At 38.2% G+C, this 24,601-nt stretch carries 24 protein-coding genes, 1 pseudogene and 2 riboswitches; of the genes and pseudogenes, 1 reads left to right on the forward strand and 24 read right to left on the reverse strand.

What is annotated here, in order from left to right; translation table 11 throughout:
* Positions 1-73: 73 nt before the first annotated feature.
* The 19 genes and pseudogenes from BMSHG_RS03935 to BMSHG_RS29405 form a co-directional block, all read right to left on the reverse strand.
* The gene (locus tag BMSHG_RS03935; RefSeq protein ID WP_034658528.1) at positions 74-598 is read right to left on the reverse strand and encodes a cob(I)yrinic acid a,c-diamide adenosyltransferase; all 525 of its coding nucleotides are present in this window, start codon (positions 596-598) and stop codon (positions 74-76) included.
* Positions 599-625: 27 nt separating this feature from the next.
* Positions 626-1,180 (reverse strand): nitroreductase family protein, encoded by a 555-nt coding sequence (locus tag BMSHG_RS03940; RefSeq protein WP_019153139.1) that lies wholly within the window; start codon positions 1,178-1,180, stop codon positions 626-628.
* A complete protein-coding gene (gene cobA / locus BMSHG_RS03945) occupies positions 1,174-1,935 on the reverse strand; it encodes a uroporphyrinogen-III C-methyltransferase (RefSeq protein ID WP_019153140.1) in 762 nt (253 codons plus the stop codon). The genes BMSHG_RS03940 and cobA overlap by 7 nt, the downstream gene beginning before the upstream one ends.
* Positions 1,932-2,561 carry a precorrin-2 dehydrogenase/sirohydrochlorin ferrochelatase family protein gene (locus BMSHG_RS03950; RefSeq protein ID WP_019153141.1) on the reverse strand — a complete coding sequence of 210 codons (630 nt, stop codon included), beginning with the start codon at positions 2,559-2,561 and terminating at the stop codon, positions 1,932-1,934. The genes cobA and BMSHG_RS03950 overlap by 4 nt, the downstream gene beginning before the upstream one ends.
* A 43-nt stretch (positions 2,562-2,604) precedes the next feature.
* Positions 2,605-3,963 (reverse strand): cobyrinate a,c-diamide synthase, encoded by a 1,359-nt coding sequence (locus BMSHG_RS03955; RefSeq protein ID WP_019153142.1) that lies wholly within the window; start codon positions 3,961-3,963, stop codon positions 2,605-2,607.
* Positions 3,960-5,096: a cobalt-precorrin 5A hydrolase gene (locus tag BMSHG_RS03960; RefSeq protein WP_019153143.1), complete on the reverse strand. Its 1,137-nt coding sequence runs from the start codon at positions 5,094-5,096 to the stop codon at positions 3,960-3,962. The genes BMSHG_RS03955 and BMSHG_RS03960 overlap by 4 nt, the downstream gene beginning before the upstream one ends.
* Complete coding sequence (cobM, locus tag BMSHG_RS03965; RefSeq protein WP_019153144.1) at positions 5,089-5,871, reverse strand: precorrin-4 C(11)-methyltransferase; 783 nt, start codon at positions 5,869-5,871, stop codon at positions 5,089-5,091. The genes BMSHG_RS03960 and cobM overlap by 8 nt, the downstream gene beginning before the upstream one ends.
* Positions 5,871-6,575, reverse strand: coding sequence for a precorrin-2 C(20)-methyltransferase (gene cobI / locus BMSHG_RS03970; RefSeq protein ID WP_034658531.1), 705 nt, complete (start codon positions 6,573-6,575; stop codon positions 5,871-5,873). The genes cobM and cobI overlap by 1 nt, the downstream gene beginning before the upstream one ends.
* Complete coding sequence (cbiE, locus tag BMSHG_RS03975; protein ID WP_019153146.1) at positions 6,575-7,768, reverse strand: precorrin-6y C5,15-methyltransferase (decarboxylating) subunit CbiE; 1,194 nt, start codon at positions 7,766-7,768, stop codon at positions 6,575-6,577. Before cbiE ends, cobI begins: the two co-directional genes overlap by 1 nt.
* Complete coding sequence (locus BMSHG_RS03980) at positions 7,746-8,879, reverse strand: cobalt-precorrin-5B (C(1))-methyltransferase (RefSeq protein ID WP_026073321.1); 1,134 nt, start codon at positions 8,877-8,879, stop codon at positions 7,746-7,748. The genes cbiE and BMSHG_RS03980 overlap by 23 nt, the downstream gene beginning before the upstream one ends.
* Entirely contained in the window at positions 8,854-9,528 is a 675-nt protein-coding gene (locus tag BMSHG_RS03985; RefSeq protein WP_019153148.1) for a precorrin-8X methylmutase, read from the reverse strand. Before BMSHG_RS03985 ends, BMSHG_RS03980 begins: the two co-directional genes overlap by 26 nt.
* Positions 9,509-10,285 carry a precorrin-6A reductase gene (cobK, locus tag BMSHG_RS03990; protein WP_019153149.1) on the reverse strand — a complete coding sequence of 259 codons (777 nt, stop codon included), beginning with the start codon at positions 10,283-10,285 and terminating at the stop codon, positions 9,509-9,511. The genes BMSHG_RS03985 and cobK overlap by 20 nt, the downstream gene beginning before the upstream one ends.
* A 9-nt stretch (positions 10,286-10,294) precedes the next feature.
* A pseudogene (gene cobJ, locus BMSHG_RS25680) lies at positions 10,295-11,907 on the reverse strand (precorrin-3B C(17)-methyltransferase).
* Between the two features lie 148 nt (positions 11,908-12,055).
* Positions 12,056-12,233, reverse strand: a riboswitch (cobalamin riboswitch).
* Between the two features lie 156 nt (positions 12,234-12,389).
* Positions 12,390-12,890 carry an LURP-one-related/scramblase family protein gene (locus BMSHG_RS04000; RefSeq protein ID WP_019153150.1) on the reverse strand — a complete coding sequence of 167 codons (501 nt, stop codon included), beginning with the start codon at positions 12,888-12,890 and terminating at the stop codon, positions 12,390-12,392.
* 216 nt (positions 12,891-13,106) lie between these two features.
* Complete coding sequence (locus BMSHG_RS04005) at positions 13,107-13,955, reverse strand: energy-coupling factor ABC transporter ATP-binding protein (RefSeq protein WP_019153151.1); 849 nt, start codon at positions 13,953-13,955, stop codon at positions 13,107-13,109.
* Positions 13,956-14,000: 45 nt separating this feature from the next.
* Entirely contained in the window at positions 14,001-14,777 is a 777-nt protein-coding gene (gene cbiQ / locus BMSHG_RS04010) for a cobalt ECF transporter T component CbiQ (protein ID WP_019153152.1), read from the reverse strand.
* On the reverse strand, positions 14,764-15,060 hold the full coding sequence (locus BMSHG_RS04015; protein WP_019153153.1) for an energy-coupling factor ABC transporter substrate-binding protein: 297 nt from the start codon (positions 15,058-15,060) through the stop codon (positions 14,764-14,766). The genes cbiQ and BMSHG_RS04015 overlap by 14 nt, the downstream gene beginning before the upstream one ends.
* Positions 15,060-15,821 carry an energy-coupling factor ABC transporter permease gene (locus tag BMSHG_RS04020; RefSeq protein ID WP_019153154.1) on the reverse strand — a complete coding sequence of 254 codons (762 nt, stop codon included), beginning with the start codon at positions 15,819-15,821 and terminating at the stop codon, positions 15,060-15,062. Before BMSHG_RS04020 ends, BMSHG_RS04015 begins: the two co-directional genes overlap by 1 nt.
* A 153-nt stretch (positions 15,822-15,974) precedes the next feature.
* A riboswitch (cobalamin riboswitch) is annotated at positions 15,975-16,168 on the reverse strand.
* A 176-nt stretch (positions 16,169-16,344) separates the two neighbouring features.
* Positions 16,345-17,334 (reverse strand): N-acetylmuramoyl-L-alanine amidase, encoded by a 990-nt coding sequence (locus tag BMSHG_RS29405; protein ID WP_019153155.1) that lies wholly within the window; start codon positions 17,332-17,334, stop codon positions 16,345-16,347.
* Positions 17,335-17,799: 465 nt separating this feature from the next.
* Here BMSHG_RS29405 and BMSHG_RS04030 point away from each other — a divergent pair, with 465 nt between their 5' ends.
* Positions 17,800-18,780 carry an NAD(P)H-dependent flavin oxidoreductase gene (locus tag BMSHG_RS04030; protein WP_026073322.1) on the forward strand — a complete coding sequence of 327 codons (981 nt, stop codon included), beginning with the start codon at positions 17,800-17,802 and terminating at the stop codon, positions 18,778-18,780.
* Between the two features lie 210 nt (positions 18,781-18,990).
* Here BMSHG_RS04030 and BMSHG_RS25690 read toward each other — a convergent pair whose 3' ends face one another.
* The 5 genes from BMSHG_RS25690 to BMSHG_RS04055 all read right to left on the reverse strand — a co-directional run bounded on the left by BMSHG_RS25690 (position 18,991) and on the right by BMSHG_RS04055 (position 24,214).
* Positions 18,991-20,061, reverse strand: a complete 1,071-nt coding sequence (locus tag BMSHG_RS25690) for an AraC family transcriptional regulator (RefSeq protein ID WP_019153157.1) — start codon at positions 20,059-20,061, stop codon at positions 18,991-18,993.
* Between the two features lie 524 nt (positions 20,062-20,585).
* Complete coding sequence (locus BMSHG_RS04040; protein WP_019153158.1) at positions 20,586-21,380, reverse strand: fumarylacetoacetate hydrolase family protein; 795 nt, start codon at positions 21,378-21,380, stop codon at positions 20,586-20,588.
* Positions 21,381-21,399: 19 nt separating this feature from the next.
* Positions 21,400-22,011 (reverse strand): L(+)-tartrate dehydratase subunit beta, encoded by a 612-nt coding sequence (gene ttdB, locus BMSHG_RS04045; protein WP_019153159.1) that lies wholly within the window; start codon positions 22,009-22,011, stop codon positions 21,400-21,402.
* The gene (gene ttdA / locus BMSHG_RS04050) at positions 22,008-22,907 is read right to left on the reverse strand and encodes a L(+)-tartrate dehydratase subunit alpha (protein ID WP_019153160.1); all 900 of its coding nucleotides are present in this window, start codon (positions 22,905-22,907) and stop codon (positions 22,008-22,010) included. Before ttdA ends, ttdB begins: the two co-directional genes overlap by 4 nt.
* A 29-nt stretch (positions 22,908-22,936) precedes the next feature.
* A complete protein-coding gene (locus BMSHG_RS04055) occupies positions 22,937-24,214 on the reverse strand; it encodes an SLC13 family permease (RefSeq protein WP_019153161.1) in 1,278 nt (425 codons plus the stop codon).
* Positions 24,215-24,601 lie beyond the last annotated feature (387 nt).

Here is a 24,601-nt window from a genome sequence, read left to right on the forward strand (position 1 = left end):
ATAGAATATTGTGTCTATATCCTATTGTCCAAAAGCAACTATGTTTCGAGAAAAGAGTCATCCTTTTGCTTTTTCAAAACTCAAGACCTTTTAGAGCATTGATGTTTTGGTCAGTATAATAATGCTTAGTCGCATCAATTGTTGACACTAGATCGGCTAAAGCAAGTATCGAAGGATGAGCATTGCGACCTGTAATCACAAGATGCATGTTTTTCGGACGCTCCTGAATAGCCGTTAATACATCTTGCAGTGGCAATACATCATCAATTGGAAACCGGGTAATCGACAACGCATTATTCAACTCATCTAACACTACTAAGTCCGTGTTTTTGTTTTGAAGCTCAGCTTTCACCGTTTGCCATGCTTTAAATAGGGCAGTGCGATGCTCCTCAGGTGTTTTCGTCCATGTAAAGCCAACTCCTAATTGCACCGGTTCAACTCCTAATTTTCTTAAAGCAATTTGCTCTCCATATGTACGTTCTGGTGATTTAATAAATTGATAGTACTTCACCTTCATTCCGCGACCAATGGCACGTAATGTAACCCCAAGTGAAGCAGTTGTTTTTCCTTTTCCATCACCGGTGTAAACCAGTACCATTCCTTGTCCCACCTAATAAATTCCTCCTTAAAGCCACGTTGTTTTTTCGGTAAAAGGGGTACGTTTTTTGGGGGTGGTTATATCTTTGGCGGGATAACCAATGCATAAAGTTCCTACTAATTGCTCTTCTTTTGTCGCACCTATAAAAGAGTGCAATTCTGTATCATGAACTAAACCAACCCCACGAGTACGCCAAACCATTCCTAATCCTACATGTTCAGCCATTAACCACATTGACATAATGGCACTACTTACAGCAAACGAATTATCTTTTGTCGCTCCTTCATCTCCAGCCACAACTGCGGAAGTTACGACAATAATTAACGGCGTATTTGTTATCGTTGCCATTGAACTCTCCACTAAATGCGGTTTTGTTGGGAACCGATTTTGAAGATATTTTAATGCCACTTTTTGATAATCTTTTAAACTAGCACCTTGTAAAATATAAAAATGCCAAGGTTCCCGCATTCGATCATTTGGGGCATAGGTTGCTGCTTCAAGTAGCATGTCAATTTTGGAACGTTCCACTTCTCGGCTTTCGAATTGACGAATGGCACGTCGTTTTTTTAATACGTCTAACATAATTCCTGCTCCTTTTCTGTAAACCAAGCAATTTGCTCCCTTACACGGACAACATCACCAACTAAAATCATCGATGGATTTGAGATTCTATGTTGCTGTATATCTTCAGCAATTGTGGAAAGTGTCCCAGTAATGGTCCGTTGCTTTTCTGTAGTACCCCATTCAATCACAGCAACCGGAGTTGTGCCACTTTTCCCAAACTCCGTTAAGCTTTTTGTAATATGGGCAATATTGCCAATGCTCATATAGAAGGCAATTGTATCTATTTGCGCAAGTGCGGACCAGTTAAGAAAATCTTCTCCCTTTTCTGCGCGTCCATGACCTGTTACAATGGCGTAGCTTGCACCATAATCACGATGTGTAACAGGAATTCCTGCATAGGCCGGGGCAGCAATTCCAGCGGTTATTCCAGGGACGATTTCAAAAGGAATATTCGCTTCTCTTAAAATGGCCGCTTCTTCAGCTCCACGTCCAAATACAAAAGGGTCTCCACCTTTTAGGCGCACTACTTTCCTCCCTAGATTGGCTTGTTCAATGAGAATACGGTGAATTTCTTCTTGAATCAGCTTATGCTTGCCCGGTTCTTTCCCACAATAAATAAATTCAGTGTTCTCCTTCGCATGTGCCAATAACTCTTTATTCACTAAACGATCATATAAAATCACATCTGCTAATTGAATACACTCTAATCCTCGGATCGTTAATAATTTCGGGTCTCCAGGACCTGCACCTACAATATAGACATATCCGCTCACTGTCGCTCTCCTATCTTTTGTTGTAGCCAGGCCACACATTTTTCCTTCTCTCCTTGCTCAATCCACTCCAATAGTTGTGGCTCAAGCAGTTCCCCTAACATTTGTTTCTTTGTATCACCTGAAAACAAGGACAGTATTTCCTTGCGGGCATCCTTAAGAAAGGCAACATACTCTGCATAATGTTGACCAAATTGTTCCTCTAAGTCCGCCTTTATTTTACGTGTTAAGCCTGGACTAGCTCCAGATGTTGAAACAGTGACAACAAAATCGCCTCTTCGCACAACAGCTGGATTGATGAAATCTACACGACCTTTTGCATCGGCACGGCTCAGAAGCTGCCAATGCTGGGTCGCTTCTTCAACCGCATTATTAACCTCCTCATTATCTGTAACGGCAAAAATGAGTGATGCATCATCTAAGTCCGCTCGTTCAAATGCTTTCTCTTTCCAAATCACAAGCCCTTCTGTAACGTAGCGTTGAAGGGTCTCTGTTAGCTTCGGACTGATCACTGTTATATTTGCTTTTGTAGGAAGTAGTGCTTCTACCTTTTGGCGTGCAACATGTCCACCACCAATAATGACCACTTTTTTAAAGTCAATATTCATGAGCAAAGGGAAATAGTTCATCTATCTCACTCCCAAACTTATCTATTTGATTCATTTCTTTCTCTTACTCCACTATAGAAAGGGCCGTATTTAGCCAATTCTCAACTAACTCTGGATTTGAAGCAAAATGGAAATGGGTGTATCCAGCGACTAGATTTTTATGCAAATAGCCTTCATGTTGAGTACGAAAACGACTTTTATTAACATATGCAGGTGAACGGTATTCTCCTTCAAATTGGGAATAATGAAATTCATGTCCTTTTGCCCTGTCCCCTTTTCCTATTAAAAAATTTCCGTCTACACCTGAGATTTCTCGATATCCAAGTGCTGCTAACTTCTCTTGCATCCGCACACGTCCACGTATCATCCCTACCATCGGATACGTTTTTCCACTACGGTCGATTATCTCCTCTGTTAAATACATGAAACCACCGCATTCCGCTAATGTCGGCAATCCTGATTCTATAGCCGAGCGAATGGACTGTTTTGACACTTCGTTCTCTGCTAAGCTCGCGGCAAATTCTTCTGGAAATCCGCCACCAATGTACAATCCTTGCGCTATTTTCGGAACCTCTTCATTTTTTAATGGGGAAAAGAAATGCAAGATTGCCCCATAAGCACGCAGTAATTCAAAATTTTCCTCATAATAAAAATTAAAGGCTGAATCCTTCGCTACTGCAATATGGACGCCTTTCCTTTCTTGTTGGACATCAAAAATCGAAGTAGACATATCAATTGAGTTCGCATCCGTGATTTTTAGTAAAAGTTCGATATCAACGGTCTCTTCAATTGCTTCTGCAAGACGCTCAAAATAGGAATCTAAATCCCCCCGTTCAACTGCAGGAATTAACCCTAGATGACGGCTTGGCATTGGAGCAACTGCTCCTTTTTGCAAATAACCAATAACGGGAATCCCGCATTCCTTTTCGATCGCGGTCTTAACAATTTCAAAGTGACTTTTACTGCCTAATTGGTTACAGAGAACACCTACAATATTACAATTATCATCTAACATTTGAAATCCCTTGACAACGGCAGCAACACTTCTTGCCATACTTGCGCCATTAACGATTAAAATCACTGGACTCTCAGTTATTTCACTGATATGTGCTGCTGAGCCTTCATTTGATAAAGGAGATTTCCCATCATATAACCCCATAACGCCCTCAATTATAGCTACATCCGCTTTGTGACTAGCTCTTGCAACAATGGAGCGAACAATTTCGTTGGACATCATGAAACTATCAATATTTCGGGAAGGTCGCTTTGTGACAGCTGTATGAAAGGTAGGATCAATATAATCAGGACCACATTTGAATCCTTGTACAGTTAAACCTCGCTTCATCAAGGCACGCATAATTCCGATCGTATAGGTTGTTTTCCCTACACCGCTCCCTGTACCAGCCAATACAAACCGATTCATGTGCAGTCCTCCTCAAAATTTATCCGCGCAACTGATATTGTTACATTTCCACTTTTCTTTTTTTCTAATAATAACGACTTCGCACGTGCATAGCGCATTGCTGCAGGTTCACTAACTCCATACGCACCTGTGTATGTAAACACCGTTTCAGATGGGTTGTGCATCGGAATTTCATTGAGCTCAGTAGGGGTATACGTAATAAATGACCAATTATATTTTGTTGCTAACTCCAGCAACCCTTTTTCATCCTTCTTTAAGTCAATCGAAGCAATAGCCTTCACACTTTTTTTGCTGACCTTTAATTCAGCTAACGTTTCATCAATCACTTGTTCGAATTCCTCAAGGGTTGTCCCTCGATTGCAACCAATGCCTAAAACGAGCGATTTCGGTCGATACAAGACGCCATTTTCAAGCAAGCTCTTTTCATGGGGCTCAATTAGACGATCGGTAATAAGTAGAGTTGCCTCAGGCTTCGCCTGAATCGCTTTCGTAGTTGACGGATAGACTTTTAGATGAGATGGCATCGGATAATCGTACGTCCACCAGTTTTTTTCACCTGTCTCTTGAACAATTGCGACATGTTCTTCATTGACAACTGATGCACTTACAGGGGTTAATTTCTCATCGCTCTCCCATTCCCAACCAAACTGAGCTCCGAACAAATCAACTGGGATTGTTTTTTGAACATCTGAAGCAGTTGTAATAACAGGGGTTGCACCAATTGCATAAGCAAATTCGTAAGTTAAGGCATTGGCACCACCAATATGCCCCGATAATACGCTTATCACATACTGTCCTTTATCATCTACAACAACTACTGCTGGATCTTTCTTTTTATCGATCAAAATGGGAGCAATCATTCTTACTACTGCCCCGAGTGAAATGATGCAGATAATCCCTTGATATTGTTGAAACAACGCTGGTAATAATAATCGAACTGTACCGTCAAACAGTTGAATTCGTCGTTCTTCTTCATCCCCATAAGCAAATTTCTTCATATAATAGAGGTCTGCGTAAGGGAATATTTCTATATACTTTCTCGCATGTTCTACGCCATGTTTCGTAATAGCAACGAGAGCATATGGTTTTCGCTTTTCAACGCTAGGGTTCTCTCCTTCACGCAAATTAATCATTGCTCTGCACACCTTTGCGAAAACCATGTGTAAAGGTTTTATCATACAGTCTTGAACGAAAATCCTTTTCATGAATATTCGGATCTAACGCCCAGCCTGCTAATATCATCGCATGTTTCCGAATTCCATTTACACGCATCGCTTCATCTAATTCGCTTAAGGTCGTACGAACGATTTTTTGATCAGGCCATGAGGCACGTTGTACGACAGCAATGGGTGTATCGTCTGCCCAGCCAGCTTGTTGCAATTCCTTCGTTATTTTTTTCGTTAAAGTAGCACTTAAAAACATCGCAATCGTGCAATGATGTGTTGCTAGTTCTTGCAGCTTTTCCCGTTCTGGTACAGGAGTACGCCCCTCCGCTCTTGTTAAAATAAGGGTTTGGGTTAAATCAGGAATCGTCAGTTCAGTCCCCACTGCAGCTGCAGCAGCAAATACGGAACTGACACCTGGTACAACTTCATATGTAATCCCGTGTTGCTTAAGTAAAGCGATTTGTTCCATTGTTGCTCCATACATGGCTGGATCACCTGTATGGAGACGAACAACCATCTTTCCTGCTTGTACACGCTCGACGATACAATCGATCATTTCTTCAAGATGCATTCCGGCTGTGCGAATAATTTCTGCTGAAGCTTTTGCTTCTTGTACTAATTTTTCACTCACAAGCGAGTCTGTGTACATCACAACATCCGCTTCTTGAATGAGTTTGAACCCTTTTACTGTGATTAAATCCGGATCTCCTGGACCTGCTCCGATAATCCAAATTTTCTTCATTATTTCCGCACCACCATACATGATAAGTAATTTAATTCCGCACCTCGAAGTTCATTGATATTCCAAATAACCTCTTCTTCAGAAGTAACTTTTGTAACGACATGAGTCCTATTTAATAGATTCATTTCCTCTAATAGATTCAACATATCATCGATGACTTTGGCTACTTTAATAAAGACAATAGAATCATGTGTTTCAATGACTCTTCTCATCTCCTCCATATCCTCTGTTGCAGGGATCATCGCAACATATTCATCGCCATCCGCTAATGGAATTCCTAAACGATTGGCTGTTCCATTGAACGAAGAAATGCCTGCGACGGTTTCAATCGCAACTTCCGGATATTTGGATTTCATTAAATTCATAATATGAATAAATGTACTGAATAACATCGGATCTCCTTCTGTTACGAAGGCAACATCTTTTCCTTGAACTAAATAACGATAAATGGCATCTACTGCCTTTGCCCATTCGACCCTTAAAGTTTCTTCATCTTTTGTCATCGGAAATACTAACCCAAGCATCTCCTTTTCATTTGGGTTAATATATACTTCCACGATACGATGGGCGTATGATTTACTTCCTTTTAATTTTTTCGGGTAGGCAATGACTGGACTTTCCAGTAATTTACGAAATGCTTTAACCGTAATTAATTCTGGGTCTCCTGGACCTACTCCTAAGCCATATAAAGTTCCTATCGACATCATTCTGTTCCTTTCCTTGCACTCACAATAAAAATCGGATTTAGCGGTTCAAAGCGAGTCAAATTTAATATTGGTTTACTCCTCGAAATTTGCACCTGTGTAACTGACACTTCACAGCCTAAAGCTTTCAAATGATGCATTGCTTCTGCCAGATTCTCGATTGTGGCAATGTTCATGACAAGACGACCATTAGGCCGTAGTCGGGAAATGCATATCGCCAGTAGTTCTTCCAGCTTCCCACCATTTCCCCCAATGAAAATGGCATTTGGATCAGGAAACTCATTTAAACGGTCAGGTGCTTTCCCTAATACTGCTACAAAATCAGTTCGGTGTTTCAACTGATTGTCCAAGCAGTTTTTTAAATCATGTTCATTTTTTTCAATGGCATATACTTCACCTTCACGTGCTATTTTTGCTGCCTCAATGGCAACGGATCCCGTACAAGTTCCGATATCCCAAACAATGCTTTTTTCTTTAATCTCTAATTCTTGTAAGCTAAGAATTCTAATTTCTCTTTTGGTGATAAGCCCTTTATCAGGTTTTCGTTGGATAAAGGCATCATCAGGAATACCTATGGAAGATCGCTCTACTACGTAATGTTGCTTTAAAATAACGACATTTAAGGTTGAAAAAGTAGTCGTTTCCATCTCATCCAACGTCATATGTCGATAGCGTTCATATTGTCCTTGTAAATTTTCCGCCACGAAAGCATCGTATTCAGTCATCCCGAAACGTTTTAAGTATTTTGCAATCATTTGTGGAGAATTTATTTCATCTGTTAAAATCGCTATCTTTTTTCTACCGTCAATTCTTTGAGCTAAACCTTTTATAGACCTTCCGTGTAAACTGACGATAAATGCATCCTGCCAGCTTTCCTGCATTTTTGAAAAAGCAAGTTGTACGGAGCTTGTATAGGGATAAATTTCGATCGAAAGCTTTTTGGCAAGCACACTTCCCAGCCCAAAAAACAGCGGATCTCCAGAAGCTAATATGACTACATTTCGCTTTTCCTTCTGAAGCTCAGTTATCAGGGAAGATAATCCTCCCTTGACGACTTTCTTCTCTTTCTTAAATGATGGAAAAAAATTCAAATGGCGTTCTCCACCGACAAGCACCTCACATTCCTCAATCCATTCTAAATATTGGGGAAGCAATCCAGCAGCTCCATTATCACCGATACCAATCATTTTCATCCAGTTCGTCAATATTCTCAGCCTTTCCTATGCATTCTCCGTCTAAAGTATATAATGTAGTCGAAACATTAATAGTAGTATTAATGTGATTAATTGCATGATAACAACAGTTCTTACAAAGTGCTTCAAAGAATGCGTGATTTTCTTTCAGCAAATCAGCAACCTGAGATGCTGTGTTCGCTTGTAGAATTTCTTTTTGAACAGCTTCATTAACCCCAACTTTTTTTGCAACACCAGCTAAAAACTCAAAGCTAACAGGGGCACTTTTTGAATGGACCATCATAATCCCCTGTGCGATCTTCGAAAATTTCCCGATCATTCCGACTAATGAAACATTAGCAATTTTCTTTTTCGCAATATGTTTTAACGTAAATCCAACAAAATCCCCCATTTCAATAAAGGCTTCTTCTGGTAGATGGGGATACTGCTTCATCGCATATTTTTCACTTCTTCCACCTGTCGTAATGACCACGTGATCACATCCGGCTTCCTTTGCCACACTAATGGCTTGGACAATGCTTGCCATATAAGCAGAACTTGAAAATGGCACAACAATTCCTCTTGTCCCTAAAATAGAAATGCCACCAATAATTCCTAAACGGCCATTTAATGTTTTCTTTGCAATTTCTACACCATCAGGAACAGATATAATGACTTCAATGCCCGTGTCTAACTTAAATTCTTTTATGGCTTCATTTACTACTGACCGGATCATTTTACGCGGAACTGGATTGATCGCGGCTTCACCAATTGGTACTGGTAATCCTGCTTTTGTTACCCTACCTACACCAATTCCTCCATCTAAATGAATTCCTTTTCTTTTCGTAAAGCGAACCGTACTTTGAATTCTTGCTTGATGTGTTGCATCTGGATCATCTCCAGCATCTTTAATGGTTTCACATAGCACTTCATTTTCTGACACTTCAAATCTCGTCACGTTAAATGATGCGAACTGACCAACTGGTAAATAAATCATGACTTCCTTTGGGACTTCTCCTGTAACAAGTGCTTGCAGCGCCGCCTTTGTCATTGCTGTTGCACAGGCTCCAGTCGTGTAGCCATGACGCATTTGTGAAGGTTCTTTCTTATTTCGTTTCGTTTGCGCGCTCATCAGCCATAATTGAGATGGCATTAAGTGCTGCTACAGTCACTGTGCTGCCACCCTTTCTTCCTTTGTTTGTAATAAATGGAATTCCTTTTAGAACAGCTAACTCAGCTTTCGATTCTGCTGCTGACACAAATCCAACTGGCATTCCAATAATTAAATCTGGTTTGGCTTTTCCTTCCTTCACTAATCGAATTAACTCCAACAACGCAGTCGGTGCATTTCCAATAGCATAAATCCCTCCTTCATGTAAACGCACCGCTTTTTGCATCGAGATAATTGCGCGTGTAGTCCCTTGAGCCTTTGCTTCCTTTGCCACATCTTCATCAGCAATATAACAGTGTAAATCACCACCATGTTTTTGAAATCGTTTACGTCCTGATCCACTTTCAATCATTTGCACATCTGCCACAACATGACGGCCGGAAAGAATGGATTGAATACCAGCTTCAATCGCATCAGGAGTGAAAATCATACTCCTTCCTAGCTCAAAATCTGCAGAGGCATGGATCACACGTCTAACGACTAACCACTGCTCATCTGTAAAAGGATGGTCACCCATCTCTTCCTTAATGATCGCAAAGCTGTGATCATAAATCTTATCTGGATCTACCGTAATGGGGGTAAAGCTTGTATTAAAGTTCATGTTTGCCATTAACAAAACCTCCTAATAAATGAGTAACTTCATCAAAATGAGTACAATAATTTTCATAGTGAATAGATGGACGCTTTATTAAAATGATCGGAATCCCTAATTTTATCGCCGCTGTCATTTTTTCATCAACAGAACCTACTTTGCCGCTCTCTTTCGTTATCATTAAGGTCACTTCATATTGCTCATAGAGTGATTGATTTAGAGAGTGTGAAAATGGCCCTTGAATGGCAATGATGTCCTTTTGTTTTATCCCTAATCGGTCACACTTTTCCATATTTTCCTTATTCGGGAGCATTCTACATACAAGACGAATATCATCCTTCTTCAAATACTTTGTAAAGATGTCTAACGTTTTGCTCCCAGTCGTTAACATAATCGTTCCTTTATGGTTTTGAGCCAATTTTGCCGCTTCCTCATAACTGTTCACTTCTGTAATAAGGGCTGAGTGATACTGTTCTTTAGGCCGCTCATAACGTATATAGGGGATACCGCAAGCCTTTGCTGCAGCCATCGCTGTTTTTGAAGCTTCCTCTGCATACGGATGAGAAGCATCAAGCACAACATGTAGTTCATGTTTCGCAATAAGTCCCTTCATATCATCCTCAGTTAAACGTCCCACGTGATAGGAAATATTGTATTCTCTCAAACTATCAGCAGCAGATTCGGTCACAACAGTTGCTAAGAGGGGATACCCTTGATTTCGTAAATGAATCGCTAAAGCTCTAGCGTCACTTGTACCTGCTAAAAATAAAATCATCACTTCCTCCTAATCTCCACATGGTGCCGGTTCGACTTCAATTTTCGAACTCATATCTTGATAATGAAAATGCTGAATTTTTTTCACTCGTTTAAAATATTTAAAGAGACGTTCATTTGGGTGAGCATTTTCCTTATACTCATCGATTATTCTCTTAAGTAGTGGCAATAATTCATCTGGCTCTATCCCTTCTGCAACGGGTTGAGCAGCATGCGCCGTACGTCCCACTGGCTTTGAGCCAATAAATAAATCAAATTTCTTCTTACGGTAGACGATACCTATATCATCAAATACGGCACGATAGCAAGCCATTCCACACCCGTTGAAGCCTATATGTAATTCCTTTGGAAGTTTTAAACCACCCAGTTCAGAAGCTATTTCCTCAGCATATGGGATAGATTCCGCTTTTTCACCGTAGCAAAAGTCACATGCCTTTATATTTAAGACATCACCTATTGGCATTACGATTAAGCCGCTATGCTCCAGTTGCTCAACGACCGATTTCGGCTCTTCTGTTGGGAGCTTCACGATAAAACGATGATCTGGAGTATACTCTAGTGTTCCTTTCTCCCCAATTATTTCTGCCAATAGACGCATTTGCTCAGGAGTGATAAATTTATTTGCGACTCCAGGAGTAACTGCAAATTCAAAAATATTTTCAATCGGTTGTTGCACAAATATAGGATTTTCAACCTCTGTTTTGGTCACCATTGATACGGCCATTAAGGCTAAGTTCAATGAATTCGTTTTTTTTTGCTTTTTGGCTCAGTAATCTTTGCACTTTCTTTATCTTGCTCTAACGCCCAAGGTTCTGCCTCTTTTTTCAAGCGTTGATGCGGCTTTAAGCTCTGTTTTTCTTCACCTAATGTATATTTTCGTTGATACCCACGTGGAGTAATGATTTTGTTGTCGTAAAAAAAGGTGGATGAATTCCCAATGATCACCGTTGTCAGCATCCCAATTTCATGCTCCAGCATTTCAGCTAAATTGGTCAGAACGACATGCTGGCTATCACGATATGCACTTTTTACTAATCCAACTGGTGTATCCGGCGACCGATATTTCAATAAAATTCGTTGGGCTTCAACGATTTGCCGTGTCCTCCGACCACTTTTCGGATTGTACAAGGCGATGACAAAATCCGCCATTCCAGCCGCTTCAATTCGCTTTTCGATAATCTGCCAAGGCGTCAAATGATCACTTAAACTAATCGTGCATGCATCATGCATGATGGGGGCGCCTAGTAAACTAGCACAAGAATTAATCGCCGAGATCCCTGGAACTATTTCTACTCCAATCCCCTTTTCCTCAGTCCACCCCTTTTCAATTAGCACCTCGTATACGAGTCCCGCCATTCCATAGACGCCAGAATCGCCACTGGAAATCACCGAAACCGTATGTCCAGCTTCTGCTTGCTTTACTGCTTCTTGCGCCCTCGACACTTCTTCAGTCATTCCTGTACTTACAATCGATTGTGCCGTTACTAAATGTTCGATTAGGTCAACATACGTTTTATAGCCAATAATGTAATCACTTTGCTGCAGTGCATAAATTGCTCGAGTCGTAATATGTTCTTCAGATCCAGGACCAAAGCCAACAACATAAATTTTTCCTAATTCCATTCGTTAACCTCCAATATAATAAAAAAATGCCTGCACTCCTTTTCAAAGGAATACAGGCATTTTAAGATACAATAGATTGCTTATTATAACTTAAACACAAAAACAATAGAATTCTACTGTTCCGCCTATACTTCTCCCGCCGAAAAGTAAAGTGTCGTTCAAATAAGCAGGTTTCCTGACTTAAGCTTCTTCTTACTCTTACACCTTCCCGATTTCTCAGTGGTCATGTAATTTCATCAGCTCTTACAGTAGCGGGGGCTGTACTAGATTTTCACTAGTTTCCCTTTTACCTCACGTTCGTGAGCACTTATTTAAATTGAACTATTAAATTGATTTTACTATATCATACAATTTAAACTGTGGGCATTCATTTTTTAAAATATTTATAAAAATTGTGTGAATGACTTCCTTAAACTTTTTGCAATAGAGCCGTTCTATCAAAATAGGATGATTTGAACGTTTCCTGACAATTCTAATCGTATTTAATTCGCTCCTGATGAAGATGCAGCTGCAGCATGGTCAGCCTTCACACAGTCAATCGCAATAACGAGGGCAATAACTATAGTCTCCGTCTCTTCATCTAGTATTTCAATCTTGTAGCTGTCTCCCCAAGTAAACCATTCCTTACTTACTTTTCCAATGAACTCACCATTGCGAATGACTTCAAAATTCATATCCCACCAGTTTCCGATGACCTCAATACCTGCTCCTTCTATCGTATATCGAGCCTTAAGAAAAGAAAATTCCTTCTTTATTGTTAATACCTCGTTGCCATTGACCTCAACATAAAACTTTGGTAAAAAACTCATTACTTTTTTCGTGATGAGGGCAACCTCCTCTCTTGAGGATTTCATAATGGAGAAAGTCTTGGGTATCTTCATAAAACTCCCCTCTACGTAATAAACATCTCTTTCCTCCTCATCTTTTACGGTGAATTTCTCATTTAGACTAAACACCTTCTGCTTGATGTATAACTGTTTCACTGTATAAATCACCCCTATTACTCTCTTTTAGTTTTGATCTTATTAGATAGATCTTTCTGCTGATAAACTATACGATTCAAAAACATGGAAAGATTCATTATTATCTGAAGTTCATCTTCGCTTAAAATTAAAAAGGAAAACAAAAATAATTTGCAGATTTTTGTTTTCCAAAGCATTGAAATTCATATATCATATGTATGAAATAAATAGTTTTCGTTATTCATTCTCCTTAACACCTGCATACTGTTGCAGGACTTCAAACAATTCTATTTTTGAGCGAGGATAGCTTGGCTCTTTTTTAGCTCCTTTTATTTGTTCAAACACTTCAAGTATCCATGGTAATCGCAAATGGCTTTTAGCTAATACTTGGGGATCTTGAAACACCTTAATTGGGACATTTTGAGCAATTAAGCGTCCCTCAGACAACACCCAAATTTCATCAGCCCATTCGTAAGCGAAATCAACATCATGGGTAGAAACTAAAATCGTACGATTCTCCCTTGCTACTAAATGAAGCATATTTACCATTTCTTTTGAATAATAGGGGTCCAATCCTGCTGTCGGTTCATCAAATATCATTAGCTCCGGATTCATTGCTAATATCCCAGCAATTGCCACACGTTTTTTTTGACCTACACTTAAAAAATGTGGTGGTTTCTCTTGTAAAGGAAAAGTATCAGTCAGCTCCATTGCTTTCTGAACGACTGTTTCAATCTCTTCTTTCGATAATCCCATATTCCGAGGACCATATTGAATATCTTCATAAACACTAGAAGAAAAAAGCTGTGTATCAGGATCTTGAAAAACAATTCCAACATCTCCACGGAGCCTATTTTTATCCTTTCGTTTATATGAAAACTCCTTCCCTTTATAAAAGAGCTGTCCTTTTGTTGGAGTTAAAATCGCATTTAAATGGAGCAAAAGAGTTGATTTTCCTGCTCCATTATTTCCTAGTAGCGCAATCTTCTTTCCTTTTTTTATTTGAAGGGAGATATTATTTAATGCCAGCGTTCCATCTGGATATCGATAAGATACATCCTTTAATTGAAGAAATGACTGTTCCATTTTTTTCAACTCCTCTTATTCCAGAATAACTGGCACATCGAACGATTAGAAAACAAATGTAACGATACTGACGATGATAACGAAACAACCAATTCCCAACCAATTTCTTTTGTTATAGCTCTGTTGAACTTCAACTTCGTGGAAATCACCATTATTGCCTCGTGAATCAATAGCTCGTTGGACATCTTGTGCTGTTTTCAAAGATTTAATAAATATACTTGTAATTAATTGCGCTAACGAAGAAAAGCTACGTTTCATCCCCCGATAACCAAGTCTACTCGTCTGTGCAATCCGAACTTCATTCATATTGTTCATTAAAACAAAAATGAAACGATATATGATTACAAATAACTCAATAAATAAAGAAGGTAAACGTATTTTTTGAAGCAACCAAATCATTTGTTGAATCGGAGTCGTTAATATAAAAAAATACATACAACTAATCCCCGCCATTGCCGATAAGAACAGCTCAGAAACTCGTTCGGCCTTACCTGAACTAATATAAATTCTCCAGTTCCCTATTTCCACTTGAGTAAGCACGTCTAGCACCTTCAAGTCTATCGGAGTAACTGAAAAAAGAATCACTAGAATACTTACTAGCAAAAAAAAGAAAGGGAATAGCAGTAATTTCAAATAATAGAATAATGGAATCTTTGCACCTATTAAAAGAACCATACTCATGAGAGCGAAAACCAAAATCGAACTGGCCGGATTTTTTAATAGCAGTGAAAGGAAGAGAAGGGAAGCAGCAAAACTTCCTTTCTCTAACGGGTGAACATGTCTAAGTGCATTACAATAAGCCATTTGGTCAATGGGCAACATCTTTTCTTTTCACATTCGCTTTATATTTCGCTTTCGAATAACCAAAAATATACCCAATAATTAACGAACCGATAACCGCTTGCAAGACAAATAATAGACTCTCTGTCTCACCCCCTGGCGGCTCCCATATCGAGCTAAACCAAGGTTCATAGTCTGGGGCAATCTCACCGATCTGCTCTTCTGCTTCTCCATCAGCTCCACCAAACTCTGAGTCATTCACAAGGTAAAGAGGAAATATTGCTAAAAGAACAACGAGTAGAAATAGAAATCCGTTCTTCATCATCAATGCACCTCCTTATGTAACACCTTTAAGAGCTTTAATTCTTGGGCATTATATTTTCTAATCATGTTCATGACCATAACCGTTAATAATCCTTCACTAATGGCAAGAGGAACTTGAGTAAGGGCAAAGATACTAGCAAATTTATTGAAAGAAGCAACTATTCCACCAACCTCACTTGGAAAAGCGAGGGCTAACTGTAATGAAGTAATGACATAGGTCCCTAAATCACCAAACATCGCTGCAAAGAAAACGATAAGAGAAAAGGACCATTTCCACTTTGTACCCAATTTAAAAATAGCATAGGCAATAAGGGGACCAACAACAGCCATCGAAAAAGCATTTGCTCCCAAGGTTGTAAGGCCACCATGAGCGAGTAATAAAGCCTGAAAAAGAAGAACGTTTGTTCCGAGTACACTCATAACCAATGGACCAAATAGTATCGTTCCTAAACCGACCCCTGTTGGATGAGAGCTGCTCCCAGTAACAGATGGAATTTTTAAAGCTGACAAAACAAAGGCAAACGCCCCTGCTAGCCCTAACATCATTTTCACTTCAGGATTCTCTTTCACGATTTTTTGGATTGACCTCATCCCAAGAACAAGGAATGGAATTGTCACAATCCACCAAAAAACAGCCCATCCCACCGGAAGGAATCCTTCCATAATATGCATCGCATAGGCTGGACGAGAAGAATTAAGCCAAAAATAACTGACAAAAAATAAAATAACAACTGCAGGTAACAACATTGATTTTTTGCACATCATACTTCCTCCTCTTCAAATTGTACAAAAAAAAGAGCACTCAAACCATAGGTTCGAATGCCCAGAATATTTTTTGTGTTACGATCCGTCAAACTTAGAAAACACAAAACATTATGTATTCTTGCAAACACCTCCCTATTATCCCGTAGGTTTCATTGTGTTCATTGACTAGGCAGGTCTCCTGACTTATCTTCAACACTTCCTGCGCCTTCCCTTCTCTATTAAAAGAAAGTGGCAACATACAGGTCGCTTCGAATTACAGTGGCGGGTACCGCGTCGGAATCACACCGAACTTCCCTCTTAAATTGGATAAATATACATCCAATACCTATCAATGGAAACTATTAAATTATCTTCAGTATAAATTCACTTGAAAACGTTGTCTAGTTCTCTCTGGAATAATTTGTGACGAAAAATCAAATTAAATCCTTACTACTAGTCTCTCAAAAATTACCTTCCCATCAAAAAAACCATATACTTATTTGCAAAAACCTTCCCCCAGTTGGAAGGAAGGTTTCTAATTTCATGCAACTAATTTTTCAAACGTATTTGGTCCAGCAATTCCATCTTGGGCTAATCTACGATCCTTCTGAAAGGCAATAACAGCTAATCGAGTATTTTCACCAAATATGCCATCGAGACCTTGGGGGCTGTAGCCTAAGCAATAAAGCATCCCTTGTACGATATAGACAATATTTCCTCGATCACCTTTACGAACCGAACGGAAAGCTGATTTTGTCCTTGGTCCCCAAATCCCATCTACAGTTAGCTTAGCATTATATTGTTTGTTAAGTTCCGTTTGTGTCGCTCTGATGGCTGCAGCCTTTGTATTTGGTCCATAGATCCCATCTACAGTCAAACCAGTACGATAATTTTGATTTAACCATTGTTGAAATGTAGCGATTGGATTACTACTTGTTCCCGTAGGTCTAGGTGCTGGTGCTGGTGCTGGCGTCGGTTTAGGAGCTGATTGCGTCTTTTGTCTTAAATTAAACGCTTTAACCAATCCATTTACATGACCTTGTGCTACTTTATCCAAAAATGCATTCGATTTTAACTTATTGGCATCAGCTGTGCTGTCTATAAAGCCATTTTCCGTTAAAATTGCCGGCATACTAGACTGTCTTAATACAGCAAAATTGGCCCGTTTTTTCCCCCTGTCCCTCATGTCAACCTGACTTAAAATCGCTGAATGAATCACATTTTGATGAGAAATCGAGGCACTGCTTGAATTGCTATGAATAAACGTTTCAAAACCAGTACCTCCACCACTGTTTATGTGGATAGACATAAAATAGTTGGCCCCCCAAGAATTAGCCATATTGGCTCGTTCAGATAGGGATACAAATATATCTTTATCTCGACTTAATCTTACTTCCGTATTTTCATAATTTAAAAGTAAACTTCTTATCCTTAAGGCAATCGCTAAATTCAGATCCTTTTCTCTAAGTCCATTTCCAACTGCACCAGAGTCAGATCCACCATGCCCAGGATCAATGAAAAATTTAACCATATTAATCACCTCTTATTCCATTGTATGCAGGAAAACGCCTAATGAACGGGCTTGTTATTTTTTACCAATAATTATAAATCTGGTAAAGAGTGCATCTTCTACACTTACATATTTATTCATTTATCCAAAATATTTATTCTAAGACTCTAGTTTATTCATTCTTCCCGGTTTTCGAACGGATGGAGGTTTTGGATTAGCTCTAGTTCCAGCCATTCAGTCTCATACTAGGCGTGCAGTACGCATAAAGTCAGTAGCTCTTTTTTAATGTTTCAATCGAATATTATGTATTTATCCACTTTTTAATACTTAAGTATTGTCCTAAAGCAACCTTGTTTGAGAAAAGGACTTATTTCTTTGAACATTTTGTGAAAACGCCCAAATTATTATCTACTTTTAGGACCAGGCATTATATTTGTCACTATTCAACAGTTCCCAATCATTGAATAATGAGAAAGAAACAAATACATGAGAAATGGGGTTTTCTTTTTGAATTTTCCACAATTAAAAATTGGACATATGGTGCCGAAGTTTCCGATCATACAAGGGGGTATGGGTGTAGGCATTTCATTAAGCGGACTTGCTTCTTCAGTTGCGAATGCAGGAGGAATTGGCATTATATCTGGAACTGGGATTAGTATAGAGGATTTGAGATTTCATATCAGAAAGGCGAGAGAATCAATCAAGAATAAAGGATATATTGGCGTCAATGTTCTGTTTGCCATGAATGATTTTGCTGAAAAAATGAAAGTTGCCATTGAGGAAAAAGTTGATTTCATTATTTCTGGTGCTGGTATATCAAGAGATATGTATGCTTGGGGGAGGGAATCAGGCATACCTGTTATCTCAATTGTCTCGACAGCAAGGCTTGCAAAAATGTCCGAGCGACTCGGCGCATCCGCTGTCGTTGTAGAGGGGCATGAAGCTGGCGGACATCTTGGAACAGAAAGACCTTTATTCGATATTTTGCCAGAAGTTGTTGCAGCTGTAAAAATCCCTGTCATCGCTGCTGGTGGAATCATGACAGGAAAAGATATAGCCCATGTGATTCAGTTGGGTGCTTCTGGCGTGCAAATAGGAACACGATTTGTTGCAAGTCATGAATGTGACGCCCCTTTATCCTTTAAAGAAAAGTATGTTCGTGCAAAACAAGAAGATATCGTTATGGTAAAAACGACTGTTGGGTTGGAAGGACGTGCGATAAAAAACCATTTCACCTCTCAAATTGCCGAAAATAAAAAGGTCAAAATTAAGAAATGCATTGATTGCTTGAAGAATTGCTCGTATCGATTTTGTACAATGGATTCCTTAGTCACGTCGATGAACGGGGATTGTGAAAATGGTCTCGTGTTTGCAGGAGCAAAAGTTGCAGAAATCAACGACATTCTTCCTGTGCAAACAATCATCAACAACCTTGTTGCTGAGTATGAAAGCTGTCAATTGGCTTAAAATTTCTATTTGGAAAAGGAGTTACCCTTGAGCCCCTTTTCCAGCCTGCTTTAAAATTGCTCATTAGATGATTAAGCTCTACATAGTTGTTATCATTTTGCATGATGTGGTGGGATAACTGAATTAATTTGGGGAAATATAAGACCACTTGATGTAATATTCTTGTGAACACTTATACTGTCATTACAGTAAGTGCTGATACCTTCAATGTTATTGTATTCCCTCTATACTTGATAGCTTTTCTAATAGCATCTCCAGTTCATTCCGAATTTCTTTAATAGTTTGAAAGTCTTCTGTCTTAATTATCTCTTTTTCTTTATGATTTATTTGAAGTTGGTCTACAAATTCAGGTGGTGCATTCACTTCTTTCTTTACTTTGATCATTTTCCGATATTCCTCCACACCCAAATATCTCTTTTCAGTTATTAGCTCTTGGGAATTCTTAATTTGCAGTTGTTTTCTGTATTCTGAAGGCGTTTTACCAAAACTTCCTCTAAATGCTGTATTAAACGATTTCACATCTGAAAACCCATATGATAATGCGATATCAGCAATTTTTTCGTCCAAGTTAACTAGAGCATAAGTAGCCTCTCTTAATCTTATCCTAGTCAAATACTCATAATAATTAATTCCGAGATTAAGTTTTACTATGTGTGAGACATAACTTTTATTATATCCTGATACATTCGATAACTCCTCAAGACTAATCTTATTCCTGTAATTTTTATTTATATATTTGATTATTTTATTTACAGCATTATTTTTCTTCATATTACTTGCCATTTCTGTTGAAGTAATCTCTTTTGGCGGAAAATAATTAACTAAATTTGATGTAAGCTGGTGAAGAAGACTTTCAAAGTGTAATGTTTCTGCTGGTGTATTACCTCCGATAAACTCGATCATCTCTGCCACTATTTTTCTTATTTGGATAAATGGTATTTCACTTCTAGTTTGAGTACTAGACATACAATCAAATTCAAGCAAATGGTAATCACTATAATAAAAACTGAAGTAAATAGGATGGAGATGAATGACCATGGCGACAGAATTTGATTTTCTCGCTAGTGTTGCATGCCCTACATTAGAATTGATAACGATTATATCATCTTCTTCTAGTATATAATTCCTACCATTTATACTAACTTCAATTTCTCCCTTTAACACAATTAACAATTCCATAGCTTCATGCCAATTGTAATGATACGCTCCAATATAGTATACGTACTGCTTGACATCAATGTCTCTCTTGTTATTTTTCCAGGTATAGTACATTTGCCCCATTCTTAGACCATCTCACTTATGATTAGTTTTATAAATAGAATTATATCAAACATACATTCAATTCAGAAAAAATCCCAAGGTGATTAATTGCATTGAAACACAATATATTATAGATATTCCTAAATCAAACAAACAAGGCCCCTACAAAAAATAGGAAGCTTCCGGTTTGTCTAACTCGATCCAACCAGCTCTCACCCATAAGCGAAATTTTTCCTGTTATATCTGCAACGGCGTCCCTTTAAGGAGAAATAACGGAAGATTTTCCGCTTACGGAGGGCAAAATCGTTTATTTTGGTATTTTTTGAGGGAATAGCAGGAATTTTTCCTGTTATTTTGGCTCTTTTTCATGATGCTTGCTCATTAAGCGGAATTTTTCCTGTTAATTTTTCATACCGATACCCCAACTGTTAATACCACAAGGCGAGGGAATTTTTTAGTTCATGGACAAAAAAAGACGTAATATACAATAATGTATACAACGTCAATAAAAGAATTCCATAGAAAAAATACCCATTTTACTAAATCTATATGACATCATTACTTAACTTTCCTATTTTCTCCACTTCAACTACTACCCTATCTCCTGATTGCATAGGGCAACTTCCTGAAGGTGAACCAGTAGCAAGAATGTCACCTGGTTCTAGTGTCATGACCTGAGAAATCCAACTAATTAGGAAAGGGATTGAAAGGGACATTTCACTTGTACTCCCCTTTTGAACTACTTCTCCATTTAAAGTGGTAACAATTTTTAAGTCGGTTGGATCTAATCCAGTCACAATATACGGGCCTAATGGACCAAATGTATCAAAACCTTTACCTCTAGTAAACTGGGGGTCTGATCTAGTAAGGTCTCTTGCTGTTACATCATTAAAAACAGTACATCCAAAAACATAATCCATCGCTTCTTCAACATTTATATTTTTGCCTTGTTTCCCAATTATAAGGGCTACTTCTCCCTCCATTTCAACCTGTTGAGTTAGTTCAGAGGATGGAAGAATGATTTCCGCCTGATCGGGAATAATAGAAGAGACAGGTTTTAAAAAGAGAAATGGTTCATTTAAGTTTGCTGTTCCTCCAGTCTCTTTGGCGTGTTCTGCATATGTCCAACCGAAATTAATTAGCTTTGAAAGAACCACTGGCTCCAAAATTTTAACATCTCTATAATTAATCGTTACATCATCATATTTAATTTCATCATTTACAATCTCAGTAAAACTACTGGTCAATTGATGTATTACATCGTTTTCAACAATACCATAATAGATTTTATTATTATTTTGATAACGAACAATAATTTGTGTTTTTTGTAATGTCTTCATTTTTCACGAACTCCTCCACTCACTTAATGAATCTTACCTGCTCGCTGATTAGTTCGTATTGTTCTTCTTTCTTTCTATTAAAATCAACTTTATTTTCTTCAAAAATATTATTTCCTTCTGCATCAATGGATACAATAAGAGGTCCGAATTCTTTCACTTCACAAACCCAGAGAGACTCAGGCATCCCTAAATCTTTCCAATGTACTTCTTTGATTTGTTCTACCTTCTTAACCCCATAAACCGCATTTCCAGCTGGAAACACAACATGCAAAGCTTTATGAGTCTTACATCCTTCTTCGGTATTTTTCCCCATTCCGCCTTTTCCTACAATTACTTTAACCCCCGTTTCTTGAATAAATTCCTTCTCGAACTTTTCCATTCTCATACTCGTTGTAGGTCCAATTGAGACTATTTCATATTCTTCGTTTCCAAGGCTTCTCACGATGGGACCAGCATGAAAAATTGCATTTCCCTTTAAATCAACAGGTAATGGAATTTTTTCTTCAATTAGCCTTCTGTGTGCTACATCCCTGCAAGTGACTAAAGTTCCTGTTAGGTATATAATATCCCCAGTATGAATATCTTTTAAATCTTCATCTTTTATCGGTGTGGTTAAGACCTTTTTGTTCATAGTTTTACCCCCTCATGTGTATCAATTTCATAATTTAAATTACTGTCGAATGTTATTTTTCCTCTTCTATGAGACCAGCATCCAGTATTAATTGCTACTCCAATTGTAGAAGGGTGTCTTGCTGTATTAACTACATTTACACCCATAAGTGATTTTGAACCTTTAAGTCCCTGAGGTCCTAAACCAATAGCATTTATTCCGTCCTCAAGGAGTTGTTCCATCTTAGCGGCATTTTCATTTGGATTTTTGCTACCCACAGGTCTCATCAAAGCCATTTTTGAATTCATCGCAGCAGTTTCAACGGATGTTCCGATTCCAACTCCGACTAAAAGTGGGGGACATGCATTAAGACCATAACTTGTCATTCGATCAAGAACAAACTTTACTACACCTTCATACCCTTCACCAGGCATCAGAACTGTTGCCATTCCAGGGAGCGTGCATCCTCCACCTGCCATATAAGTATAGATTTCCACCTTATCACTGTCTTCTTCGATTTCCCAAAAGATACTTGGAGTACCTTTTCCTATGTTTTCTCCGGTGTTGTATTCGTCAAATGTTTCCACTGAATTGTGCCTTAATGGTGTTTCTTGTGTTGATTTATAAACACTATTTCTTAAAACACTTTCTAGCTGCCCGATCAGCGGAAAATTCTCACCACACTTAACAAAAAATTGAAGAACTCCAGTATCCTGACATGATGGCCTCTTTAACTCGTAAGCTAACTTCTGGTTTTCTTCCATAGTTTCATAGATTATTTTAGCAAGCGGATTTGTTTCTTCTTCTTTTAATTCTTTCAATTTATTTTCAACATCTTTAGGAAGCTTATAGCTAACAAGAGATATAAACTTCGACATGATATCTGTCAATTTTTCTTTTTCCTGTACTTTAGTCATCTTATTTCTCCTCACTCATATTATTTTTATCAAGGATAGAAAGGGAAGAAAATAGGTAATAAAATCATCCCTACTATTGTTGATATTACAATTAATGGGGCGCCTACTTTTACATAATCTATAAATCTATACCCTCCTATACTGTAAACCATTGTATTTGCTGGCATCCCTATAGGAGTAGCATAAGCGCAAGATCCTCCGATCACCGTTGCCATTAATACTGCTCTTGGGTCAGCACCCATAACACTTGCAATAGAAAGACTAATGGGTACTAACAAAGCGGTAGTTGCAGTATTGGACATAAAGTTTGTCATTATTGCAGAAAGCATGAAAATGACAAAAAGTAAAATATATGGTGAGGGATTCTCACCTAAAGCCCCCACTATTGAATTTGCTAATAAGTCTCCTGCACCAGATTTCACCATTGATTGAGCCAACGCAAGTGAACCTACAAATAGTAAAATTGTGTTCATATCAATTGACTTCATCGCATTCTTTTCAGATATTACTTTTGTTGCTACTAGAACCATCGCTCCAATCCAAGCGGATACATATAGTTTAATTCCAATTTGCTTCTCAAATACCATTGCGACAATAGTCAAAATTAATACAATTAATGCAACATATTGTTTCCACTTTGGCACACTTGAGTAATCCACCTTTTTACTATAAATTGAATCATCGTTAAGAGGATCCTCTTTTCTATCAGGGAGAAGCTTATAACCAATCAATCCAAAATATATAATTCCAATAATAAGCATAGGTAAACCAACTTTTGCATATTCGAAAAAACCAAATTCCATCCCTATTTCCTGAAGTGCAGACTGCGCTATCAAGTTACCTGGGGCACCAATTAAACTTAAGTTTCCACCCATTGCTGATGCTAAAACTAGTGGTAAAAGCAGTCTTGACTTAGAAAAGCCAGATTTTGCAGCTAATCCAATAACTACTGGTATAAGAACTGCCGCTGTTCCAGTGTTTGAAAGAAAACCGGACATTAAACCAGTAATTATCATCACTGCAATAATTAACTTTCTTTCAGTTTTAGCAAATTTAGTAATAGCCCCCCCTACTTTCTGTGCCATTCCAGTATCAAAAAATGCAGCACCTACTATAAACATCGCCATAAAGAGTAAAACATTACCATCTACAAAACCAGCAAATGCTTCTGTAGGATCAAGAACTCCAGTAACAGTTAAACCTATAGCAACAATCATGGCTGTAATAGAAAGAGGAATTTTTTCCCATGCAAACATAATAACAGCAAAGACCATGAAGATTAGAGTAATAATTGAAGGACTTATCACACAACCCCACCTTTCATAATTTTCTAGAAACCCACCTTATTAAGAAAACGCTTTCTTTTTAACATACTAATACATTGTAAACGTTTTCTCTATTCGTTTTTTTACTTCTATTTTCGTATTCATCACTATTTTCTTCAAATTTTTCTATAGACGTTTGTCAAAAAACTAAATAAAAACCCCATTCTTTAAACCTAAATATATCTTGTGAGCTTAGGTAACTGGGTTATTCGTTCGTTATTTTGATCCTGATTATTAAGTTTGATAGATAATCATTCTAAAAAAACACCTTAGGAATAATTTTAGAAAAAATATTTTTTCTTTTTTGATTTTTCTAATATCTAATCTTTTGTTTCTATTTACTCAACTTTCGCACCTTGAAAATCGCCC

This window comes from Robertmurraya massiliosenegalensis JC6 (genome assembly GCF_000311725.1).
Lineage (GTDB): Bacteria > Bacillota > Bacilli > Bacillales > Cytobacillaceae > Robertmurraya > Robertmurraya massiliosenegalensis.

Coding starts and splice junctions, on each gene's coding strand:
- BMSHG_RS04030 (WP_026073322.1), top strand. CDS start 17,800: ATGAGAAATGGGGTTTTCTTTTTGAATTTTCCACAATTAAAAATTGGA.
- BMSHG_RS29405 (WP_019153155.1), bottom strand. CDS start 17,334: ATGGTTAAATTTTTCATTGATCCTGGGCATGGTGGATCTGACTCTGGT.
- BMSHG_RS03940 (WP_019153139.1), bottom strand. CDS start 1,180: ATGTTAGACGTATTAAAAAAACGACGTGCCATTCGTCAATTCGAAAGC.
- cobI (WP_034658531.1), bottom strand. CDS start 6,575: ATGTCGATAGGAACTTTATATGGCTTAGGAGTAGGTCCAGGAGACCCA.
- BMSHG_RS04005 (WP_019153151.1), bottom strand. CDS start 13,955: ATGGAACAGTCATTTCTTCAATTAAAGGATGTATCTTATCGATATCCA.
- BMSHG_RS03935 (WP_034658528.1), bottom strand. CDS start 598: ATGGTACTGGTTTACACCGGTGATGGAAAAGGAAAAACAACTGCTTCA.
- BMSHG_RS04040 (WP_019153158.1), bottom strand. CDS start 21,380: ATGAAGACATTACAAAAAACACAAATTATTGTTCGTTATCAAAATAAT.
- cbiQ (WP_019153152.1), bottom strand. CDS start 14,777: ATGTTGCCCATTGACCAAATGGCTTATTGTAATGCACTTAGACATGTT.
- BMSHG_RS03955 (WP_019153142.1), bottom strand. CDS start 3,963: ATGAATCGGTTTGTATTGGCTGGTACAGGGAGCGGTGTAGGGAAAACA.
- BMSHG_RS03960 (WP_019153143.1), bottom strand. CDS start 5,096: ATGATTAATTTGCGTGAAGGAGAGAACCCTAGCGTTGAAAAGCGAAAA.
- BMSHG_RS25690 (WP_019153157.1), bottom strand. CDS start 20,061: ATGGGGCAAATGTACTATACCTGGAAAAATAACAAGAGAGACATTGAT.
- cobK (WP_019153149.1), bottom strand. CDS start 10,285: ATGATTTTATTTTTAGCAGGTACAAGTGACGCTAGAGCTTTAGCGATT.
- ttdB (WP_019153159.1), bottom strand. CDS start 22,011: ATGAACAAAAAGGTCTTAACCACACCGATAAAAGATGAAGATTTAAAA.
- BMSHG_RS03985 (WP_019153148.1), bottom strand. CDS start 9,528: ATGGCAAACATGAACTTTAATACAAGCTTTACCCCCATTACGGTAGAT.
- BMSHG_RS03980 (WP_026073321.1), bottom strand. CDS start 8,879: ATGAGCGCGCAAACGAAACGAAATAAGAAAGAACCTTCACAAATGCGT.
- BMSHG_RS04015 (WP_019153153.1), bottom strand. CDS start 15,060: ATGATGAAGAACGGATTTCTATTTCTACTCGTTGTTCTTTTAGCAATA.
- BMSHG_RS03950 (WP_019153141.1), bottom strand. CDS start 2,561: ATGAACTATTTCCCTTTGCTCATGAATATTGACTTTAAAAAAGTGGTC.
- cbiE (WP_019153146.1), bottom strand. CDS start 7,768: ATGAAAATGATTGGTATCGGTGATAATGGAGCTGCTGGATTGCTTCCC.
- BMSHG_RS04020 (WP_019153154.1), bottom strand. CDS start 15,821: ATGTGCAAAAAATCAATGTTGTTACCTGCAGTTGTTATTTTATTTTTT.
- ttdA (WP_019153160.1), bottom strand. CDS start 22,907: ATGACTAAAGTACAGGAAAAAGAAAAATTGACAGATATCATGTCGAAG.
- cobM (WP_019153144.1), bottom strand. CDS start 5,871: ATGAAGAAAATTTGGATTATCGGAGCAGGTCCAGGAGATCCGGATTTA.